The sequence below is a fragment of the Natrinema halophilum genome (assembly GCF_013402815.2).
Classification (GTDB): domain Archaea; phylum Halobacteriota; class Halobacteria; order Halobacteriales; family Natrialbaceae; genus Natrinema; species Natrinema halophilum.
The window spans coordinates 2,417,290-2,436,220 of the sequence record NZ_CP058601.1; the positions used below are offsets into that span (position 1 = coordinate 2,417,290).

Here is an 18,931-nt window from a genome sequence, read left to right on the forward strand (position 1 = left end):
GTGCCACGCCCCCGTTATCCCTATCCCACACGGGATTCGGGAGTATCTTGCTTGTTTTCCGTCGGTATCCGACTCGTTCTCTTGGCAGGATACTCCCAATGAATGCGGACGGAATCCCGATATTGTCCGATTGTCCCGACATGGGGGCGGATGTACCGCCTCGTGGCGTACCTTTCGTTCCAATTCGATAAAAATTTAATGAGAGTACTCGATTCACGCCCGTCCCCAGAACGCTATGCGTTCTGGTGTGCGAACGAGACGCTTCGCGTCACGTCAACGCCGTAACCGGCGGGATTCTCTCGCTGTTTAAAGATAGAACTCGAGTCCGCATCCACGCTCGAGCAAGCACCTGCGCTCGAGTCAGTTGCGGCTGCTATCGTACGTGTCCAGAAAGGCCCGTTCACGGCGCAGGAGTTCTTCGACACCGTCTTCGAGGATACCGTCACCGAGAACCGTCGCTCGGTAGTATGCATACAGTCCGTCGCCGTCCCGTTCCGTTCGGACGCGTTTCTCGATCAGCCCCACGTCGCGGAGTTCGTTGAGGTGGTAGTGAAGCGTGCTATCGTCGACATCCATCACTGCATCGAGCTCGGTGGCCGTCATCTCACCGGTATGAGAGAGCCGGTACACGATCTCGAAGCGCGTCCGGTTCCCGATCGCAGCCTGCATGTCGAGATACTCGTCGAGGGAGAGAACGCTCATCTCTGGGAGGAATTCGTTCGGGTCGTCCGGAACGTCGTCGGCGATCCTGGTACGTTTCGTCCCCATCTTGTCTCGCGATACTCGCTCTCAGCTTTTAGCCGTTGTCGAGCCAGCATTCGCTGAAAACACTACCTTTTATTTTCGAAAACTCTTCCAGAACGAAGACGCGATAGACGAAGCGAAAGCGCTACTCAGGCGTGTTCAAGGCCATCTTCGGACAGATCCGGGAGTGAACGCGTTTCTCGCAGTCGACGTCGATGTCGACACGGAGCAGGTCGATGCCGTGACGCAAAGGATCAAATACGCTCGTCACTCGAATGCGACGGTATTCGTCGTTCCGTTCCTCGGACACAATTTCGGGGTCGGTGAAGAAGCGGGGAGTATCCTCGAGAACGTGGCTGACACACACGGCGAGAGGATCGTCTTCGTACACGAAGCGAACGTCACCAGCGAGATGATCCGGTCAGCGCGAACCAGATGAGACCTCCGAATCGAAACGTACGAGACGGCAGACGAATTGGTCGACACGGTGAGACGGTTCGTCGTAACTACAATGAATCGCGAACAGTTCGGTACGCTCGACTCTCGCGAGTAACCGGTTCGAGTCAGATTCGTCGAGAACGTTCCGAGAGCGGACGGCCTGCTGAACGGACATGACGTCACTTCGAGAGGGCGCGTTCGACAGCCTCCGCAACGCTGGTCGCTTTCTCGGCTAGCTCCTCGGAAACGAGGCCATCATCGACGGCGTCATCGAGATCGTCCCTATCGACGACGTCCACTGCCCCATCGGCGCCACGAATAACGTCGACATAGAGATCGACGTATCGTACGGCGTCCGGAAACAGTTCGACCGGCGTACAGACGTTGACGTAGGTTCCTTTCGACGTCCCGTCAGCCGCCTTGTACGTCGTCGGGTACCACCATCGGCCTTCGCGGAACTTCGTTACGGCGACGTCACCCGCCTCCTTGGGGACGCCGAGCGCGTCGTACTGGCCGCCACCGCGCATCGAGCGCTCGAGGGTCACGTTCCCCGCTGGATTCCAGTCGGTTACGGTGCCGCGTCCGAGGGAGACGAGCCGTCCGTCGGGTTTGCCGTGACCGATCTCGAGCCGATCGCCGCCCGTCGGGCCGAACTGGCGAGCCACCGTCCCAAACGGGAATTCTGAGTCGACATCGCCGCCGTTCGTTCCGAACGACCCGCAAACGGTTTCGGCGAAGTCGACCGCCGCGCTCGCCGCTCGATCCGCAGCTTTCGTCCGGTGATGTCCCGGCATCGTCGTTTCGACCCGCCGTCGAACGCCGTCCAGTGCGAATCGTGACTCCCGGCCGAACCAGCACCACGCTGTCGTCTCCGGTGCAGCGAGCAGAGCCGGTCCGCTCGGTTCGGCCGATGCATCGGCGAGCGCGTCCTCGAGCGATTGCGCCCGATCCGCAGCATCCTCGAGGGCAGTTTCCATCGCTCCGAGGTCCGCGTCGGCCGCCGCGTGCTGCCAGCGTATTCCCCAGTCGTCCGGAACGTCGACCGAGAGGAGATCCGTCATACCGACGAGTTCCTCGGCTCGGTCACCGCGAAGCGCCGCCGTAACGCCGCTCCGACCGCGCGAAAGGGTACACAGACCGCCATGGATCTCGAGGGTCGGTCGGACGAGCGGCCGGTCGTCATCCCACGGCGGCGCGGGCTCGTGGACCTGGACTCGATATCGGTTCCCATCGTCCACGTAGCCGTCGACGTCGTCGTAGTTCAGGAATCCGCGGCGGCCCTCGCCGAGGTCGACGACGGCACCGCCGCCGCCCCCAGCCTCGAGCACTTCCGCGTCAAACACCGCCCCGCGAGCGACGTCGGTCGGCCAACGGAACGAGTCGATCGCGAGCGCCTCGAGTTCGGTCGCAACTACCTCGACCGCATCGGCTGCGCCCGAAACCGCGACGCCCTGTCGGTCGCGGGTCGTCTCGACCGAAACGTCGGCCGGCGCGGCGTCGAACGATCGGTCGAACCGGTCGCGGATCGGCTCGGACGCCTGCACGACCTCGCAATCGTTCTCCGCCAGCAGCTGGGTGACGGCCGTCGTGTATATGCCTCGGACTCGTGCCCTCGTCATCGCCGGGCCTCCCCCTGCTGCGATCCCTCTCTATCCTGTCGTGGACCCCGCTCGATCGACCCGAGCCTCGTCTCGACCGCGGTGATCATTGCATCGTGTCCCGGTCGGCGGCGAACCGAATCCGGTCGTTGATCGTCGGCCCGAGGGAGAGTTCGACGTATTCGTCGTCCAGAATCCGGCCGTCCTCGACGTAGACCCCCCACGTATCGAACCGGAGCCAGCCGCGCATCTCGTCGCCGTGGGTCGTGATGTCGGCGTAGTCGACGGCGTGTTCCGGATACTCGGCGCTCGAATGGGCCATATCCATATCGGAGTAGACGGTGTCGTGTTCGTCGAAGAACGCCTCGAGCGCTGCCGCATCCGCCTGAACGGCCTCGACGACGGCCTCGGAGGCGGCCCGGAGATCGTCGGTCTCGAGGCCGACATCGCGAAGCGCCTGCTGCGTTCGCTGATCGAAGTGCATACGCGCCGATTGGGTCGGCAGGCCTTTGACGATTCCGTGTTCGAGCCACCACTACTATAGATACACCTCGACTGACAGCCGTCGCAAACGGTGTAAGCGGCGCGGTCGACGACCGTCGACCGCCCGCAAGAGCGGAATCGACCGGCCGAACCGTTTCCAGTCGCCGTCACTGTAGGCGAAACGTTTGATACCGAGAGCCGCCAACATGGCTCATGATAGACGAACCGTACAGGACGGAAATCATCGAAGAGTTGGCCACTGGTATCGCAAGTGCCGCACGGACCAGTCTCGGGGACACTCTTCGGAGCACGATCTACTTCACACCGTCGGACTTCGACATCCTGTACCTCCGACAGGACCTCTACGACTCGGTGGACGATGCTCGGCGAGCCAAAGCACAGTTGGTCGAGTTAGAACAGGTCGGGTTCGCGGAGGGACCGGTCCGGACGGCGCTCGGTCACGGAGACGCCGGGTCGAACATCGGCGAGTATGAGTTTACCGTCCGGTTCCACGACGACGGCTTCGTCCTTCGAGTGCTCCAGGGCGGGTCCGGTGTCCTGCTGACGATCGACAGTATGGACGCAAACGCATTCGAAGACGCAGCCATCGCTGTTCAAGAACTGTTACGTGGCGAGTAGCGACGAACCGCGACGAAGAACTTTCGGATGTGCGATCCGATGACCGAAGCGCTCCAGTATCGGAATTTCCGTCCGTTCGGCATCGCGCGGATGGGCAGTACATCTGTCTGCAGACCGGAACGGCCGCCCCTCGAGACGCGACAGCCCGTCTTGAAGCAGCGCTCGAGTCGTCAGTGGCCGAACCTATACCGGGCAGGAAATCGTACGGACGACCATGCAGCGCAGGCACGACCCGATCGAACGAGCAGAGGAGCGAAACGGCGACGGGTCGACCGATCTTTACGACGTCTCGACGTGGGAACCGAGATCGATCCTGGATCGACTCGCATACGCACTCTACAAGGTCGGTAGATACGGATTTCGGGCGGCTATCTTGCTTTTCGCGCTCGGAATTACCCTCGTTTTACTGGTCTCACCTGCCGCAGTCGTCCTCGAAGATCCGTTCGTCGCTTTCTTTTTCGGCCTCTCGATCGTCCCCGCAGCTTTGCTCGCGGCCTACATCTGGTATGCGGATATAACGACGAGCGAACCGCTCTCGTTGCTCGTCGTCACCTTTCTGCTTGCGGTGCTGTTCGCGACGTTTGCGGCCCTCGTTAACTCGTCTACGCAGACGCTGTTCGGTGTCAGCATCGGCGGCAGCATTCTGTACTTCTACCTGATAGTCGGCCCCATCGAAGAGACGGTCAAGTTACTCGCCGTCCAGTCGTTCGCCTATCGAAGCGACAGTTTCAACGCCGTCATCGACGGTGCAGTGTACGGCGCCGTCGCAGGGCTGGGATTCGCGGCCATCGAAAACGTACTCTACATCAGCCGAGACATTGGACAAGCACCCCCCGAGGGGAATCTGTTCCTCGCCGCGAGCGGGATCGCGACGGTTCGGGCGCTTGCCGGACCCGGTCACGTCATTTATTCCGCGATCGCAGGCTACTATCTCGGGTTGGCGAAGTTCAATCGCAACTACGCGGGCCCGATCATTCTCAAGGGGCTGCTCGTTGCGGCGTTCGTCCACGGAACGTACAACGTGACGGTCGGCTTCGTCCCGACCATCCTCGCCGATCTCCTTCCCCTCGGCTTCGGTGTCGCGTTCGTCGTCTACGTGGTCGTCTACGACCTGACGATCGGCTACTATCTCTACCGGAAGATCTCCCGCTACCGCGACACGTATCGCGCCGTCAGGGGCGACGAAGAGGTCTCGCAGTCGGAGGTGACAGAGTTCGACCCACCGAACCGCCGCCGGGACTAGGGAACTGCAATCGATTCATCACGGTCGCGTCAGTTCGGTCGTCTTCGTGCCCGTCACCGGTATCGATCGGCTGACTTTCGTAGACCTGCGCTTCGATCGGGTTCGTCGGCTCACGAGCGGCCCGCGACCCGACGCCCGATGACGACTTCGGCGGTTCGGATTCAACCTCAGTCGAAACGCGCCTCGAGCAGTCGTTCGACGTACTTTGCCAGAACATCGACCTCGAGGTGGACGGGATCGCCGGGTGATTTCTCCGAGAGCGTCGTTAACTGATAGGTCGTCGGGATGATTGCCACGGTCACCCGACCGCGGTCCGGATCACGGTCGGCGACGGTCAAGCTGATGCCGTCGAGCGTGATCGATCCCTTCTCGACGACGTAGCGCTCGTACCCTTCCGGAAGGTCGAACTCGAAAACCCAGTCCTCGTCGACCGACTCGACGTCGGTGACTGTGGCAACCGCGTCGACGTGACCCTGGACGACGTGGCCGTCGAACCGGCCGTCGGCCGGCATCGCCCGCTCGACGTTGACCGTGGCACCCGTCTGGAGATCGCCCAGGTAGGTCCGCTCGACCGTTTCGGTTGCCAGAAAGACGTCGAACCACTCGCCGTCCGCATACTGTTCGACCGTCAGACACACGCCGCTAACGCTGATGCTCTGTCCGTGTTCGAGCCCTCGTGCAACGTCGTCGGCCCCGATTCGCAGTCGAAGCCCGTCCTCGGTCTGCTCTCGAGCGACGATTTCGCCGGTCTCTTCGACGATTCCAGTGAACATAGGTCCAGGTGACGGCCGACGAAGGAAAGCGGTTCCGGGTTCAGACGCGCCCGCCGGTCACGGTACCGACAGAGAGGGTGCCATGGGGGACCCACGGAGTCGGAACCGACACCGCTTGGAGACTACGTCTCGATGTCGAAAGACCCGTCGTAGACGGCGGTTCGAACTCCGGTAAAGTCGAATCGAGCACCGCCGGCTTCGCTTTCTGAGACGGAGACATCCCAGCCGTGGGCCTGTGCGATTTCGAGGACGATGTTTAGCCCGAGTCCCGTTCCGTCTTCGGTCGTGGTCCAGCCCGGTTCCAGCACCCGATCGCGCTCTGCTTCGGGGATCCCGGGCCCGTCGTCGGCGACGTAAAAGCCGTCTTCGACGACCCCGACGGAGACGGAGACATCCGTGCCACCGTGTTCGATTGCATTGCGAAACAGGTTCTCGAACACGTTTCGGATCCGGCTCGAATCCGCGTAGATGACGCCATCAAAATCGACTCGGAGCGTCGCATCCGCGGTTGCCACGGTCTCCCAGCACTCCGTGACGAGAGTACTGAGCACCAGCGGTTCGACGGCGTCGACGTCGTAGCCGCCTCGAACCATCGTCAGCACGTCGTCGATGATCCCCGTCATCCGATCGAGAACGGTCTCCATCTCGTCGAGTTCCGCGACCGTGTGGCCTGCTCGAGCGTCTTCTAACAACGCGTAGGCCACGTTGAGGGGGTTTCGAAGGTCGTGTGCCAGGATGCTCGCGAAGTCGTCGAGTCGGTCGTTCTGCCGCTCGAGGGAACGTTCGTATGCGAGCCTGTTCAGGGCGATTTCCGCGTTCAGCGACAGAATCGACGCGAGTTCGTCGTCTGACCGATCGAACGCGCCGGCTTTGGGATCGACGATGCTGATTACCCCGTGGTCCCCCATCGGGAGATAGAGTGCGGAACGGACGTTGCCACGGTCGTAGCCGTCCTCGATCTCGCGGACGTCATCGTACCGGTGAAGTTCACCGCTCTCGTACGCACGGCTCACGGGATTCTCACCGTTGGTCGGATAGTCCGGGCGGTCCCCCATGTCCGCTTTCGCCTGATCGGTCACGGCGACCGGATGCAGGTGCATTTCATCGTTCACGAGCCGGACGACGTTGCTACTATATCCGAGTATGGTCTTCGCCGAGTCGGCGACGAGACGTGCGATTTCTTCCCGGTCGTCCGCTCGCATCAGTCGACGCGTCGCCTCGTGAAGCGCGTGGAGTTGTCGTTCGTACTCCTTTCGGGCCGTCACTTCGCGGAAGACGCCCGCGATCAACTGGCGCTCCTGTAACTCGAATACGTGTGCGTTGATTTCGACCGGAATTCGCCCACCGTCTTTGGTTTCGACGTAGATATCTGAGCCGTCCGGGAACTGCGTGAGTATCGACTGCTCGGCTGTGATGTATTGCTCGAAGAGGCGCCGATACCGGTCATCTTCCGTCGTCGGGTGAAGGACCGACTGGCGCTCTCCAACGAGTTCTTCCGTCTCGTATCCCAGAAGGTCGGTGACCTGTTCGTTTATCTCGACGATCTCGCCGGTCGTCGCGTCCGCTACGACGACCGCATCCGGAACCGCCTCGAGGATCGTCTGATATTTCATCCGGAGCGCGTACTGCTTGCTGATGTCTCGAACCGCGGCCATAACCTCGAGACCGCTATCGCTTTCGATCGGACTGAGACTTATATCGATCGGAATCAGTGACCCGTCCTTCCGGCGGCCGAATAGATCGAGATTCGCCCCCATCGGGCGAGTTTCGGGATCGTCGATGTATCGATTCCGCTTGTCGACGTGCATGGCGCTGGACGATTCCGGCACGAGAATCTCGATTGGGTCTCCGAGGAGTTCATCCGGTTCGTACCCAAACAGATCCGTGACTCGTCCGTTCGCGTAGGTGATCCGGCCCTCGGTATCGACAAGGACGATCGCATCGGGCGATGCTTCACAGATCGCTTCGTATCGATGTCGAGATTGTCGGGATTGTCGAGACATATCGTGGGTTCGCCGCGCTCAGGTCGGTATCGAATTACGGTGTGCAATCCCGTTTAAACTTTTAGTAATCGATCCGCCATGTCCGACGAAAACGAAAGATTGGCGAGTTATTCTGATGGGAATATAACAGTTTAGATCGAATATCCAAAACGAATTATCAAAAGTGTCATCCGTCAAATATTGAGGTGGATGGTAACTCGAGTTCATCTCAGGCCACGAACCGACGACTGCGACGCCGCCCGTCGTCGGCCTTTTGGCGGTGCCGAAACTATCCCCTTGCAATGGCCGGAATTATCGACACGATCAAGCTCGGGGGGACTCTCGTCTTGGCGCTCCCCGCAGCGATCGCGGGGCTCGAATTAGTGATGAGCGGGCAGACGAATTATGGCGTTGCGCTCATCGCCCTGGCGATTGGACTCGTCGTGGTTCAACACTGGCTCACGCTCCCGTCGGACATCCCCGAACTACTCGCAAAGCGGGTCGTTGGAACGGTCACAAAAGAGTCGGAGCCAGATCGGGAAGACGACCGACCGTAGCGGAGATCGCGTCGTTACGACAGCTGCCAGCAACGAGGCACCGCCAGATCCGATCACACAGGGTTCCAACCGATAATTATCGGCTGCCATCGAAGGGATCACTCGAGTATCGCAGACGGATCGAGCGACTGCGACGGGGCCACGAGCCAGGTGGGACGCTCGCCGTCGTCCGTACATTCCAGCAGATCAGCTATCCGGAGCCAATCGTTTCTGTCGACTCTCGCGGCGACGTCGAGACGTACAACGGTCCCAAGATCGAGCGTGTCGCCACCGTCGACGGGCCGTTCGCGGGGTTCGAGTCCCACACCCGAAACCTGCGTCTCGATCGCGTCGCTGTCGCCGATACCAAACGAACGAACCTCCGCTTCGAGGTCAGCCTCGACGGCGGTGACCGACTCCGGACCGGCTGTCAGCATCGACCGCGCCGAGCGAAACGACTGGGTGACCGCGACGTGGACCCGTCGCTCTCGCCCGCCGTCGCTGTCGACGACGAACGTTCGGACGAGTCCGCCGTAGTAGCCGGCCGGGCCTCGGGGCGCTGTCTCGAGTACGATCGGGTCACCCGGTCGGAGCGCAGTGTCGATGGTCCCGGTATCGGATGCGGGATTGACAGCGGTGTTACCAGCCGGAAGCGCACCGGCCCTGACGATAGCCTCGTCGATGGCGATCCGTACTCGTGCCGGCGTCAGAAACTCGGGATCGGTATCGAGGTCAGCGTCGGTATCGGGGGCGGTTTCGCTCCCGTCTCCGACGGTATCGCCGACCGCGAGTCGTCCATCGACGACCACTGCGTCGGCCAGAATCGATGCCGCTCGCCGAATGCCAGCGCTCGCCGCTCGCTGGGTGGCCGTAATACGCTCGCACTCGCCGGCCGTCTTGACCGCCCGCGCTCGTTCGAGCGCGTCCGTCGAAACCAGTTCGAACCCCGCATTTTCGAGGTGGAGCGCGGCGTCGTGTGGCACTCCAGCTGGAGTCACTATTGTCCCCTCGCGGCCGCGGTCGGCGAGAACGGATGCGACCCGTTCGGCTGGATGAGTGCCGGGCTCGTCGGCAGTCGAGCGGATGAGCCACTCCCGCTCGATGCTGTCGTAGGCAATCGCTGTGAGTCCCTGCTGGGATATCTGGGACGCGTATCGGATCCCCGGATCGCAGTCGGTACCGACGTGAACGAACGCCGCCGCATCGTGCCCCGTGAGGGGGTCTGAAAGGGCTGCGACCACACGGTCGCGTCGCTGGGTGCCGATATCGACGTCGAGGGCTGCGTGAACGTCGTCCCCGGAACTGCGGTTGGTCCGCTCGGTCACGGCGCTTCGGCTTCGGCTTCGACTTCGTCGGCGTCCGGGTCGGCGTCGGGTTCCTGAGCCAGCTCGATCAGTTCATCGATCGACGAGTCGGTGAGACGGTTCCTGAGCAGCACGTCGATCGGCAACGTCGGTGCACCGTCTACGAGGTTCTCGAGCAGGAAGAGACGTTCCCTGGCGCGGGACATCCCGACGTAGAAGACGCGGCGTTCGTTGTCGGTAAGGACAGGGACGGGCGAGGTCGTCTTGGTGAATTTCTCGCATTCGGGAATGTCCGTGGGATCGTCAACACTGGCGACCATCTGCTCGACGACCTTCTCGGTGAGGTCGGTCCCGACGAAGACGTGGTCGGCCTCTCGCCCCTTTGCTGAGTGGATGGTGCCGACGCGGACGCGGTCGGTGTCCATTCCCTGATACTCGCCGATTGCGAAGTACGACCGGACGCTCTTTTTCTGGAAGTTCGTGACTTTTCGGAGCATGTCCGACGCCGAAGCGGGGCCGGGCATGAACGGGGCATGGTCCTCGATTACGGACGCCGGAATCATGAGGTCTTCGAGATCGTCGATACCAGCGTTCTCCTGGCGGTCGTCTATTTCGTCGAAGAGAGCGTCGCGCTCGTTGGTGCCGAACGCGGACTCCTGAAGCATGTCGGCCAGCCGTCGGGCCTGCAGACCCGTTACGTCCTCCCCCTGGTCGACGGCCTCGACTGCCCGGACGTACTGGGTGAGCCGGTCAGTCCACATTCGCTGGTCCGTAAGAGAGGTGAACGGAACGCCCTCAGTGATGAACTCGTCGATGAACTGGAACATCTGATAGCGGGCTCTGAACAGCACCATGATCGTGCCGTCGCCTTCGACGAGCGTCCGCCGAACCATACGAACGACGTCGAGCATCGACGCGTTCGCGCGAGCCTCGACAGCGCCGCCTTCTTTGCGCGGCTTGAGGTCTTTGTCCTGGCGCTTCTCGATGTGGCGGATTTCCTTGTTGACCGCGTTGAGGACGTTCGACGGAAGTCGGTAGGAGTTCGGGAGAATAATGTCGTCGTCGACCTCCTCTTCGAGCAGGAGTGCAGGATCTGCACCCTGCCAGGAATAGACGACCTGGTCGTCATCACCGGCTATCAGGACCTTTTCCATGTGGGGTTTCCACTCTTCGTAGACGTCGTACTGGAGGGTGGTGATGTCCTGAAACTCGTCGATCACCAGGTAATCGACGTTCGGCAGGAGAGAGCGCTGTTTGACTCGCTCGAGCATGTCGGCGAAGCCGATCTTGCCCTGCTCACCCTTATACGAGCGCCAGGCACGGATGGCCTCGGGAACGTCGATGCGATCGTCGTCGCTTGGCCAGGTCGGTGTGTACTTGTTGCCTTCCTGCGCGTTTGCATCGATCTCCGGGGGGAGACGCACTTCCTCGTCGTTCCACTGAAACGGGACGTCGTACCAGTCAGAGACGTCGCGACTGGTTCGCTGGAGCCACTGGCTGGTCGCGATGATCTTGTTTCCGATCGTCGTCGACCGTGCAGTCCGGCGACCGGCACCGCTGTACTCGTCTTCGTACTCGAGACCGTAGTCCTCACAGAATTCCTCCTTGTCCGATTCACCGATAACGTCGCTTCGAGAAAGATCGAGTAGTTCGTACGCTTTGGCGTGCATCGTACAGACGTTGCCTTGCAGCGCACGTGGACTTTCGTCGAGGCGGTCAGCGAGTCGTTCTCGAACTTCTTGTGCTGCCGCTCGCGTGTATGAGACAACGAGAATATCCCGAAAGGTGACGCCATCCTGGTCGAGGATATCCTCGACATGGTCGAGAAGGGCGGTCGTCTTCCCACTTCCCGGACCACCAAACAGGCGGATGACCTTCGTGTCCGTCGTAGCCATTGTAGCTATACAAGAGCGCGACACCCATAAGTGACGTGGGTTTTCTTCGACAAGAAAACGCGGTTAGGGATCCCGGGGGGAGCGGGCATCTCTCACATCGGCACCGTCGCGAATTTTGTCCTGGCAGTCCGGACAAACACGCGGGTCGTCGATGTCGCGTGGGGTGAATACCCTGGCATACGCGTCCGTAACGAATCCGCCACAATTCTGACATTCCGGCATAGTTCTTCTCGATACGCGATACTCAGTAATAGATTATAATTGTGTCGAATTGCCAGTGATAAAAACGCCTCGTGAGTGCATCGGCTGGTTGGGTTACTCGACGCAATTGCCGAAAGAAAACGCGGGTATCGCTCCGTGAATCGACCTCCTGTGACACAGTCGCTACGTCGCTGGTTCCCACCCGCAGACTGAACAGGAGGTTGCCGACGTATCGTGGAGTCCACCACAATCGGGGCACTGCTTCTTGTTATACTCCTGTTCCCACCCTACTTTCTCGACCGAATGACCGCGATCGGATAGGAATTGATCGATGACGTCGTCACCGGCATCCGTGGGTGAGGTTGCCATAAGTGTGTGAACTCATGCCACACTATTAAATCGTTGGGTCGATGAAGATGCTGCCTCCACCGGAGGCTGCGACGAGAGATGTCGATGAAGTCACATACGGGTGGTCGGAAACTGGTGACGATATAGTAGCCGTTGAAACGATTTACCCACCGCTTGCATTGTTGCGACCAGCGAATACTCGCTGGTCGCGAATTCGCGAGCGGGGTGTGCAATGACGTTCCACGACTACTATAGCCCAACCCGCGGACTTTTCTCGGTCTCGAACCAACTGGAACCCATGAGCGACTTACGCCTCGATGCGACCCAGCTTGACCGCTACTCGAGACACGTAATTATGGACGAGATCGGACCCGAGGGGCAGAAACGACTGCTCGATGGATCGGTCCTGACCGTCGGTGCGGGTGGGCTCGGCTCGCCGGCGATTCAGTACCTCGCAGCAGCCGGGATCGGCCGACTGGGGATCGTCGACGACGACGTCGTCGAGCGTTCGAACCTGCAGCGCCAGATCGTCCACGGCGACGCCGACGTCGGCCGGCCGAAAGTCGACAGCGCAGCCGATCACGTCGCCCAGTTGAATCCGGATATCGAGGTCGAGACCTACGAGACTCGTGTCACGCCCGACACTGTGGCGGATCTCGTGGCGGATTACGACGTGGTTCTCGATGCAAGCGACAACTTCGCGACCCGGTACCTGCTCAACGATCACTGCGTCCTGACGGAGACGCCGCTGTCCCACGGCGCAATCTACCGGTTCGAGGGGCAGATCACGACGTTCACGAACGAACGCAGCGGAAACGAGTCGCCGCCGTGCTACCGGTGTATCTTTCCGGAAGCGCCCGAACCCGGTACTGTCCCCGACTGTGCTACCACAGGCGTTCTCGGCGTCCTCCCCGGCACCGTCGGCTGCATTCAGGCCACGGAGGTCGTCAAGTTCTTCCTCGAGAAGGGTGACCTGCTCGAGGGGCGACTTCTGATGTACGACGCGATGGACATGAGCTTCGAGGAGGTCCCGGTGCAGTCGAATCCGTCGTGCCCGGTCTGTGGCGACGACCCCGAAATCGAGTCGGTCGGGGACGTCGCCTACGAGGGGACCTGCGAGATTTCGGCGGACTGACCCCGGGGTGAGAGGACTATAGTAGTCGTTGAACGTCATTGCACACCCCGCTCGCGAATTCGCGGCCAGCGAACACTCGCTGGCCGCAGTAGGTCGAGCGGTGGGTAAATCGTTTCAACGACTACTATAGCATCTCATTTTGACCGACTACTTTCGATCGGACCAGCGCGTACAGCCGTTCGATTCGCCCGTTAGCGGCTCGGATAGAGCCGACGGACGGTCGAGTCGACGACGGCTTTCAGTTCGAGCGCACCTGCCAGCGCGAGACAGGAGACGAACGCGGTCGTACCGAGTTTGCCGCCCGCGCCGGTCAGTGCGGGGGCGACGGCGAGAAAGACGAGACCGCACAGGAGGCCAGCACCCGCGACGTGGGCTGTCGTTTCTAATCGTTCGCCGCTCGACATGCCGACGAACGAGGCACAGAAGGCGACGGCGGCAAGGGTCGAACCCTGTCCCGTCAGGAAACCGAACAAGACCGGGAGCAGAACGACGGCACTCACCCCCACCGCAGCCGAGGCAACGACAGAACTCATCCCGCCGCGAGTGCGGAGTCCGACGGTCGCGAGCGCGGCGAGGATGGCGACGACGACGATCGACGGAGCGAGCGATGGGGCGAGTGGACTTCCGGTAGCGTAGTCGGCACCCGTTAGAGACACCGTCACGATGCAGCCAAAGAGGGCGATCGTCCCGTACTTACCACCGAACCCGCCGAACGATTTCGCCGTCGAGACGAACGCGAGGCCGGCGACAGTGCCCGCTATCGCAACTCCCTCAAGCGAGGGAAACACCGCCGGAGAAACCATCCCGACGAACGAACCGCAGTAGGCCGGCCCGTCGATCTGCGGGAAGCTGAGGCCGACGACCAGTCCGACGAGCGCAGAGGCAAGTATCGGACCGAAACCGAGGTTCGTGCTCAGAAGATACGTACTGACAGCCCCAATCCCGACCGTCCCGACGTCGACGACGTCGGTTCGATCGAATCCGGCCGCATCGAGGCTCGAGAGACGTCGGCGCTCCGATGCCGCAATGACGGTTCCCGTCAGAACGATGCCGAACTGAAGGGGTGCAAGCTCGGTCGGGACTGCGGGCGGTGAGCGAACTGCAGCGAGGAGCAACGTGGCGGGTGTCAACAGCAATGCGACGTACCCAGCGAACTGAACCGGACCGTACACACGACCGACTCTTCCGAGCGGTGCCGAGAGAGTTACGATTCGACGCTCGTTAGCTCCGCATGAGTCCGCCGTCGATCGGTACCTCGATCCCGTTGACGAAGCTCGAGCGTGGACTCGAGAGGAAAGCGACGACGTCGCCGAGTTCGCGGGGTTCGCCGATGCGCTTCATTGGGATGTCACTTGCTAGCGCTTCCAGTCCCGCCTCGTAGTCGGCGTAGGTACCGCGCTCGATGCCGGCTTCGACCAGTTCCTCGATTCGAGCGGTCTCGATGGTACCCGGCAGAACCGCGTTCGCTCGGATTTCCGGCGCGAATTCCCGCGATATCGTTTTGACGAGGCCGATCACGCCTCGGCGGACGGAATTCGAGAGCAGGAGCCCGTCTACGACCTCCCGGACGGTTCGTGACGTGATACAGGTGATCGTCCCGTTTTCGGAGGAAAGCAGCTGTTCGTACGCCTCCTCGATCGTCCAGACCACACTCATCACTAACATGTCGTAGGCCCGGTACCAGTCCTGCTCGTCCGTCTCCAGAAAGGTCGTACTTGGCGGCCCACCCGACGACGTGACGAGGTGGTCAAGCCCGCCGAAGGCAGTGACCGTTTCCCGGACGAGATGCGAGACGTCATCCGGATCGGTCAGATCCGCTTGCACGGCGAGAACGTCGCCAGTCGCCATCTCAGCGAGGTCCTCCCGGGCCGACTCGAGTCGATCGCCGTCACGGCCACAGATCGCAACGTTTGCGCCTTCTTCCGCCAGCGCCTGTGCGCTCGCGAAGCCGAGGCCACTCGAGGCTGCGGTTACCAGTGCACTGTTTCCGTGTAGGTCGAAGTCCATACCGAAGCCGACGCAGGCAGCGTACAAATCTCTCGGGGAGTCGACAGCAGGCCGGACGCCACCGGATACCGGTCGGAGGACGCGTCGGATGGAGCCGAGAAAGCCGAAACCGGACCCGACACAGCGGTCCCCGCAACGACGTCAGAAGCCGCCGCCGAAAATCGTCTCGAGAACGTCCTGCAGCGAGAGGACGGCCAGAACCACCGACAGGCCGACGAGGACAATGTTGGCGACGTTCTGGCGCAGATCGCTGACGCGATTACCCATCGTCTCCTCGTCGTTAACCGCCCAGAATAGCAGGCTGGCCGCGATCGGCAGCCCGAACACGCCGTTCCAGGCGGGGAACAGAATGATCATCTCGACGACGCTCAGGTTCAGGACAACGTGGACCAGCGGCGAGAGGCCGCTGACCAGACAGAGGGCGACAAAGACGCAGAGGGCGACAAAGACGCAGAGGGCGACAAAGACGATACGGAACGACCGACGGGCTCGCTTGGGGTCAGGCGATCGAATCGCTTTCCCGCGGGCCTCGTGGAGGATATACGCGGGACACCACAGAATCGGACTGATGCTATTGGACGCCGCGGTCAACTCGAATCCCCAGAGGACACAGCCGATCGAGATAAACGATAGCAGCACCGTCGCACCGCGTTCACCGAGCTAGCGCCGCGTGAACTGACCGAGCGAATCGCCGAAAATGCTCACGCGAGCGCTCATGTCCTGGGCCATGATCCCGAGGAGGACCGCAAGGCCGATCAGCCACGCCATCGCGTCGCCAAACTGCACCCCAGCGGAGCTTATGATGAAGACCGATCCGGAGCCGAAGTAGCTGGCGACCATCACGAACGCCAGCCCGAACCGCTCGAAAACGTCCGATATCGACACGGCGAAACCGTCGAACAGTCGCCCGTAAACCGCCGATCCGGATTGAGAGTTACTCACGTACGCTCACCTCCGATGGCGAGTACACGACGGGATCGACGGGAACCCAGTTTCGGGACGATACACCGATCGAACCGCAGTTCGCATCGATAGTGTCAGGTTTTCGATTCATGTATTCGATCACCGTAACACCGCGTCCGATCGTTGCTTACTCGGCGCGAAATCGTGTACCGCATCGACTATCGTTCCCGGAAAAAGCGAAAATTGTGGGATATTCTGTCCCACAGACTGGAGCGCGTGTTGAAAGGATGATTCGAGTGGGGTGCGCCCGGTTGCGAAAACCGGATTCGAAGGTCGGGCACGCGGTTGTGGAAGCGGCCAGCGGTCGGCCGTCCGTTCGCCGACTCGAATCACGCGAGACGCTCGCCCTCTCGGTTGGACGTCAGAGAAACAGGGAACGGAACGGAGGCTGGTGGACGCAATAATCGACGTTTGACGGGTGCAGGCCGACGAAGTACCGCTCACTCCTGATGGCGAACCCGAACCATCCCCTCGGATGTGACGCCGACGATCAGCGGTGATGACACTTGCCGGCCCGAGACCGCGTTTCCGGCGGCGTCGCTGATGACCTTCATCAAGTCAGGTGCGGTATGATCGACCTTGACACCGGCCTCGTCACAGGCATCGTAGACCAGTTGGGGCACGTCGTAGAGGTCGGTCCCAGCGGGAACACGAACGCGAACCGGTGCGCGAAGTGCCTCCGCAAATGCGACCGTTTCCCGGGCTTTCGCTACGTTTTCGCGACCGCTGGACTCGATCGACGAGACGTTCGCTCGCGAGGTTCCCAACTTGTCTGCGATATCGGCCTGAGAAACGCCGCGTTCTCGCAGCACGAGTACCTGAGCCTGTCGGTGGGTCAACACGCTGGTCTCGGCCTCGAAGCCGATCTCCTCGAGAAGTTCCTCTACCTCGTCGATCATAGTTCCCCCCTCCAGCCCGATACGCAGTCTCGCGTGCGCATAGTAGTAATAGCTGCCGGTGGGATCAAAGCTTCCCCGGTCCCGGCACTGAGCGAACCCGGTATCGAGACCATCGCTGGGTCACGCTACGGTCGCTTCGGGCGACTCGACCGCCGCCAGGAAGAGGCTTGTGCGGACGTTGGGAGCGATCACAACAGAACTTCGGACGTTGGGAGCGATCACAACAGAACTTCCGACGTTGGGAGCGATCAGAACGGGGTCGTACAGTCGAAACCAAGCCGAGAAAGCAGACGAGAGACGTGTCGATTAGTCAGCCGAGTGGCCGGTCGCACCGCGATCGGTTTCGGTCGCCGTTCCGGTCACTGACTGGCGCGTCCGCCGGATCAAGGAGCCAACGAACCGAGCAACGTTCGCGGGGCCGTCGTGTGGACCGGGCGAGCGGTAGCAGACGATTAGCGACCACATGGTCGCGACGCCGAACGAACCGACCGCCGAGAACGACATGTCCATCGTCCCGTACGTCAGCGCATAGATCGCACCGATCGTCATCGACGGTACACTCGAGCCGAGCGGGATTCGGGCCGTTGAGTCGCGTACCGTTGGTGCGAGGAAGACGATCGAGAGGGTGCTACCGGCCAGGAATACGAGATCTTGCCACATCACAGTCAACTCTTACTCGGCATAGAGTAAATACTTCTCGGTGCCGGGCGGCTCGCCGATCGGTTGGCCGAACTGTATATATCGGTCGGAGACTGACGCCGTGCATGAACGTATCCGCAGCAGCCGAGACTAGTCAGGACGTCCTTGCGGAGATTCAGACGGCAGTTATCGGTGACCGAACACGATTCGAGACGATCCTCACCGCCATCGTCGGTCAGGGACACGTCCTCCTCGAGGACGTCCCCGGGACCGGGAAAACGCTCACAGCACGGAGCCTCGCGACGACACTCGACCTCGAGTTCAAACGAATCCAGTTTACGCCCGATCTGTTGCCGGCCGACATCACTGGCACGCACGTCTACGACGAGCAGGCAGGCGAGTTCGAGTTCGATGAAGGTCCGATCTTCGCGAACGTCGTTCTTGCGGACGAAATCAACCGTGCGCCGCCAAAAACGCAGGCCGCGCTGCTCGAGGCGATGGGCGAAAAGCAGGTTTCGATCGGCGGCGAGACCCGCGAGCTGCCGGACCCGTTCTTCGTCATCGCGACGCAAAATCCAGTCGAGCAGGAGGGGACCTTTCCGTTGCCGGAAGCCCAGATCGACCGCTTCATGATCAAGACGACGATGGGCTACCCCGACCGGGACGGCGAACTCGAGCTCGTCGACCGGCGGGCGGACCGCCAGTCCCGAACGCCTGACGTCAGCAGCGTCGTTACTCGTGATGCAGTACTCGAGTTGCAGGACGTTCCCGAGTCGATCACCGTCGATCCCGCGATCCAGGAGTATCTGGTCGACGTCTGTCGAGCAACTCGAGAGGACGAGCGCGTCGAGGTCGGAATCTCGCCGCGTGGCCTCCAGCGGCTGTTCGAGGCGAGTCGGGCCCGCGCGACGATCGCAGGTCGAGACTACGTGTCCCCGGAAGACGTCCACGCTGTCGTCCATCCGGTGCTGGACCACCGAATCGTCCTGACGACGGAGGCGGACGTCCGCGACGTCGATCCGCACTCGATCGTCGACGGGGCGCTAAACAGTACCCCCGTGCCGTCGATGGACGAGTAAGAGTGCAGCGGTCGGGGCTCGGTCG

At 61.4% G+C, this 18,931-nt stretch carries 18 protein-coding genes and 2 pseudogenes; 6 read left to right on the top strand and 14 right to left on the bottom strand.

Annotated features, from left to right (window positions below; all coding sequences use genetic code 11):
• Nucleotides 1-360: 360 nt before the first annotated feature.
• The gene (locus tag HYG82_RS32530) at nucleotides 361-768 is read right to left on the bottom strand and encodes an ArsR/SmtB family transcription factor (RefSeq protein WP_179261200.1); all 408 of its coding nucleotides are present in this window, start codon (nucleotides 766-768) and stop codon (nucleotides 361-363) included.
• On the opposite strand from HYG82_RS32530, the pseudogene HYG82_RS32535 reads away from it, so the two are divergent.
• Nucleotides 746-1,297 (top strand): annotated as a pseudogene (locus tag HYG82_RS32535) (DUF7509 family protein). The gene HYG82_RS32530 and the pseudogene HYG82_RS32535 sit on opposite strands and share 23 nt — an antisense overlap.
• A 64-nt stretch (nucleotides 1,298-1,361) precedes the next feature.
• Here HYG82_RS32535 and HYG82_RS32540 read toward each other — a convergent pair.
• On the bottom strand, nucleotides 1,362-2,801 hold the full coding sequence (locus HYG82_RS32540; protein ID WP_179261201.1) for a ribonuclease FAU-1 family protein: 1,440 nt from the start codon (nucleotides 2,799-2,801) through the stop codon (nucleotides 1,362-1,364).
• A gap of 85 nt (nucleotides 2,802-2,886) precedes the next feature.
• Nucleotides 2,887-3,264, bottom strand: a complete 378-nt coding sequence (locus HYG82_RS32545; RefSeq protein WP_179261202.1) for a DUF7532 family protein — start codon at nucleotides 3,262-3,264, stop codon at nucleotides 2,887-2,889.
• 212 nt (nucleotides 3,265-3,476) lie between these two features.
• Here HYG82_RS32545 and HYG82_RS32550 point away from each other — a divergent pair, with 212 nt between their 5' ends.
• Both HYG82_RS32550 and HYG82_RS32555 read left to right on the top strand, forming a co-directional pair.
• Nucleotides 3,477-3,902 (top strand): DUF7522 family protein, encoded by a 426-nt coding sequence (locus tag HYG82_RS32550; RefSeq protein WP_179261203.1) that lies wholly within the window; start codon nucleotides 3,477-3,479, stop codon nucleotides 3,900-3,902.
• A 214-nt stretch (nucleotides 3,903-4,116) separates the two neighbouring features.
• Nucleotides 4,117-5,145 carry a PrsW family intramembrane metalloprotease gene (locus tag HYG82_RS32555; RefSeq protein ID WP_179261204.1) on the top strand — a complete coding sequence of 343 codons (1,029 nt, stop codon included), beginning with the start codon at nucleotides 4,117-4,119 and terminating at the stop codon, nucleotides 5,143-5,145.
• A gap of 167 nt (nucleotides 5,146-5,312) precedes the next feature.
• Here HYG82_RS32555 and HYG82_RS32560 read toward each other — a convergent pair whose 3' ends face one another.
• Both HYG82_RS32560 and HYG82_RS32565 read right to left on the bottom strand, forming a co-directional pair.
• On the bottom strand, nucleotides 5,313-5,918 hold the full coding sequence (locus HYG82_RS32560; protein WP_179261205.1) for a riboflavin synthase: 606 nt from the start codon (nucleotides 5,916-5,918) through the stop codon (nucleotides 5,313-5,315).
• Nucleotides 5,919-6,040: 122 nt separating this feature from the next.
• Nucleotides 6,041-7,921, bottom strand: coding sequence for a PAS domain-containing sensor histidine kinase (locus tag HYG82_RS32565; protein WP_179261206.1), 1,881 nt, complete (start codon nucleotides 7,919-7,921; stop codon nucleotides 6,041-6,043).
• 281 nt (nucleotides 7,922-8,202) lie between these two features.
• On the opposite strand from HYG82_RS32565, the gene HYG82_RS32570 reads away from it, so the two are divergent.
• Nucleotides 8,203-8,457: a DUF7533 family protein gene (locus HYG82_RS32570; RefSeq protein ID WP_179261207.1), complete on the top strand. Its 255-nt coding sequence runs from the start codon at nucleotides 8,203-8,205 to the stop codon at nucleotides 8,455-8,457.
• 98 nt (nucleotides 8,458-8,555) lie between these two features.
• On the opposite strand, the gene HYG82_RS32575 is transcribed toward HYG82_RS32570, so the two are convergent.
• From HYG82_RS32575 to HYG82_RS32585, 4 genes are all read right to left on the bottom strand, one after another.
• On the bottom strand, nucleotides 8,556-9,761 hold the full coding sequence (locus HYG82_RS32575; RefSeq protein WP_425495338.1) for a M24 family metallopeptidase: 1,206 nt from the start codon (nucleotides 9,759-9,761) through the stop codon (nucleotides 8,556-8,558).
• The gene (locus tag HYG82_RS32580; RefSeq protein ID WP_179261208.1) at nucleotides 9,758-11,635 is read right to left on the bottom strand and encodes a UvrD-helicase domain-containing protein; all 1,878 of its coding nucleotides are present in this window, start codon (nucleotides 11,633-11,635) and stop codon (nucleotides 9,758-9,760) included. The genes HYG82_RS32575 and HYG82_RS32580 overlap by 4 nt, the downstream gene beginning before the upstream one ends.
• A 63-nt stretch (nucleotides 11,636-11,698) precedes the next feature.
• On the bottom strand, nucleotides 11,699-11,857 hold the full coding sequence (locus HYG82_RS44640) for a DUF7563 family protein (protein ID WP_425495340.1): 159 nt from the start codon (nucleotides 11,855-11,857) through the stop codon (nucleotides 11,699-11,701).
• Between the two features lie 162 nt (nucleotides 11,858-12,019).
• The gene (locus tag HYG82_RS32585) at nucleotides 12,020-12,205 is read right to left on the bottom strand and encodes an HVO_0416 family zinc finger protein (RefSeq protein ID WP_179261209.1); all 186 of its coding nucleotides are present in this window, start codon (nucleotides 12,203-12,205) and stop codon (nucleotides 12,020-12,022) included.
• 277 nt (nucleotides 12,206-12,482) lie between these two features.
• On the opposite strand from HYG82_RS32585, the gene ubaA reads away from it, so the two are divergent.
• Nucleotides 12,483-13,319: an SAMP-activating enzyme E1 gene (gene ubaA, locus HYG82_RS32590; RefSeq protein WP_179261210.1), complete on the top strand. Its 837-nt coding sequence runs from the start codon at nucleotides 12,483-12,485 to the stop codon at nucleotides 13,317-13,319.
• Between the two features lie 191 nt (nucleotides 13,320-13,510).
• Here the strand turns inward: ubaA and HYG82_RS32595 are convergent, their stop codons facing one another.
• The 5 genes and pseudogenes from HYG82_RS32595 to HYG82_RS32620 all read right to left on the bottom strand — a co-directional run bounded on the left by HYG82_RS32595 (nucleotide 13,511) and on the right by HYG82_RS32620 (nucleotide 17,848).
• Nucleotides 13,511-14,491 carry a hypothetical protein gene (locus HYG82_RS32595; RefSeq protein WP_179261211.1) on the bottom strand — a complete coding sequence of 327 codons (981 nt, stop codon included), beginning with the start codon at nucleotides 14,489-14,491 and terminating at the stop codon, nucleotides 13,511-13,513.
• 49 nt (nucleotides 14,492-14,540) lie between these two features.
• Entirely contained in the window at nucleotides 14,541-15,326 is a 786-nt protein-coding gene (locus tag HYG82_RS32600; protein ID WP_179261212.1) for an SDR family oxidoreductase, read from the bottom strand.
• A 141-nt stretch (nucleotides 15,327-15,467) separates the two neighbouring features.
• Nucleotides 15,468-16,166: pseudogene (locus HYG82_RS32605) on the bottom strand (hypothetical protein).
• A 563-nt stretch (nucleotides 16,167-16,729) separates the two neighbouring features.
• Nucleotides 16,730-17,188: a Tfx family DNA-binding protein gene (locus HYG82_RS32615; protein ID WP_179261213.1), complete on the bottom strand. Its 459-nt coding sequence runs from the start codon at nucleotides 17,186-17,188 to the stop codon at nucleotides 16,730-16,732.
• 306 nt (nucleotides 17,189-17,494) lie between these two features.
• On the bottom strand, nucleotides 17,495-17,848 hold the full coding sequence (locus HYG82_RS32620; RefSeq protein ID WP_179261214.1) for a hypothetical protein: 354 nt from the start codon (nucleotides 17,846-17,848) through the stop codon (nucleotides 17,495-17,497).
• A 104-nt stretch (nucleotides 17,849-17,952) separates the two neighbouring features.
• Here HYG82_RS32620 and HYG82_RS32625 point away from each other — a divergent pair, with 104 nt between their 5' ends.
• Nucleotides 17,953-18,906, top strand: coding sequence for an AAA family ATPase (locus HYG82_RS32625; protein WP_179261215.1), 954 nt, complete (start codon nucleotides 17,953-17,955; stop codon nucleotides 18,904-18,906).
• Nucleotides 18,907-18,931: the final 25 nt, after the last annotated feature.

Coding starts and splice junctions, on each gene's coding strand:
- HYG82_RS32540 (WP_179261201.1), bottom strand. CDS start 2,801: ATGACGAGGGCACGAGTCCGAGGCATATACACGACGGCCGTCACCCAG.
- HYG82_RS32555 (WP_179261204.1), top strand. CDS start 4,117: ATGCAGCGCAGGCACGACCCGATCGAACGAGCAGAGGAGCGAAACGGC.
- HYG82_RS32620 (WP_179261214.1), bottom strand. CDS start 17,848: ATGTGGCAAGATCTCGTATTCCTGGCCGGTAGCACCCTCTCGATCGTC.
- HYG82_RS32625 (WP_179261215.1), top strand. CDS start 17,953: ATGAACGTATCCGCAGCAGCCGAGACTAGTCAGGACGTCCTTGCGGAG.
- HYG82_RS32570 (WP_179261207.1), top strand. CDS start 8,203: ATGGCCGGAATTATCGACACGATCAAGCTCGGGGGGACTCTCGTCTTG.
- HYG82_RS32560 (WP_179261205.1), bottom strand. CDS start 5,918: ATGTTCACTGGAATCGTCGAAGAGACCGGCGAAATCGTCGCTCGAGAG.
- HYG82_RS32565 (WP_179261206.1), bottom strand. CDS start 7,921: ATGTCTCGACAATCCCGACAATCTCGACATCGATACGAAGCGATCTGT.
- HYG82_RS32550 (WP_179261203.1), top strand. CDS start 3,477: ATGATAGACGAACCGTACAGGACGGAAATCATCGAAGAGTTGGCCACT.
- HYG82_RS32615 (WP_179261213.1), bottom strand. CDS start 17,188: ATGATCGACGAGGTAGAGGAACTTCTCGAGGAGATCGGCTTCGAGGCC.
- HYG82_RS32600 (WP_179261212.1), bottom strand. CDS start 15,326: ATGGACTTCGACCTACACGGAAACAGTGCACTGGTAACCGCAGCCTCG.
- ubaA (WP_179261210.1), top strand. CDS start 12,483: ATGAGCGACTTACGCCTCGATGCGACCCAGCTTGACCGCTACTCGAGA.
- HYG82_RS32545 (WP_179261202.1), bottom strand. CDS start 3,264: ATGCACTTCGATCAGCGAACGCAGCAGGCGCTTCGCGATGTCGGCCTC.
- HYG82_RS32585 (WP_179261209.1), bottom strand. CDS start 12,205: ATGGCAACCTCACCCACGGATGCCGGTGACGACGTCATCGATCAATTC.
- HYG82_RS32530 (WP_179261200.1), bottom strand. CDS start 768: ATGGGGACGAAACGTACCAGGATCGCCGACGACGTTCCGGACGACCCG.
- HYG82_RS44640 (WP_425495340.1), bottom strand. CDS start 11,857: ATGCCGGAATGTCAGAATTGTGGCGGATTCGTTACGGACGCGTATGCC.
- HYG82_RS32580 (WP_179261208.1), bottom strand. CDS start 11,635: ATGGCTACGACGGACACGAAGGTCATCCGCCTGTTTGGTGGTCCGGGA.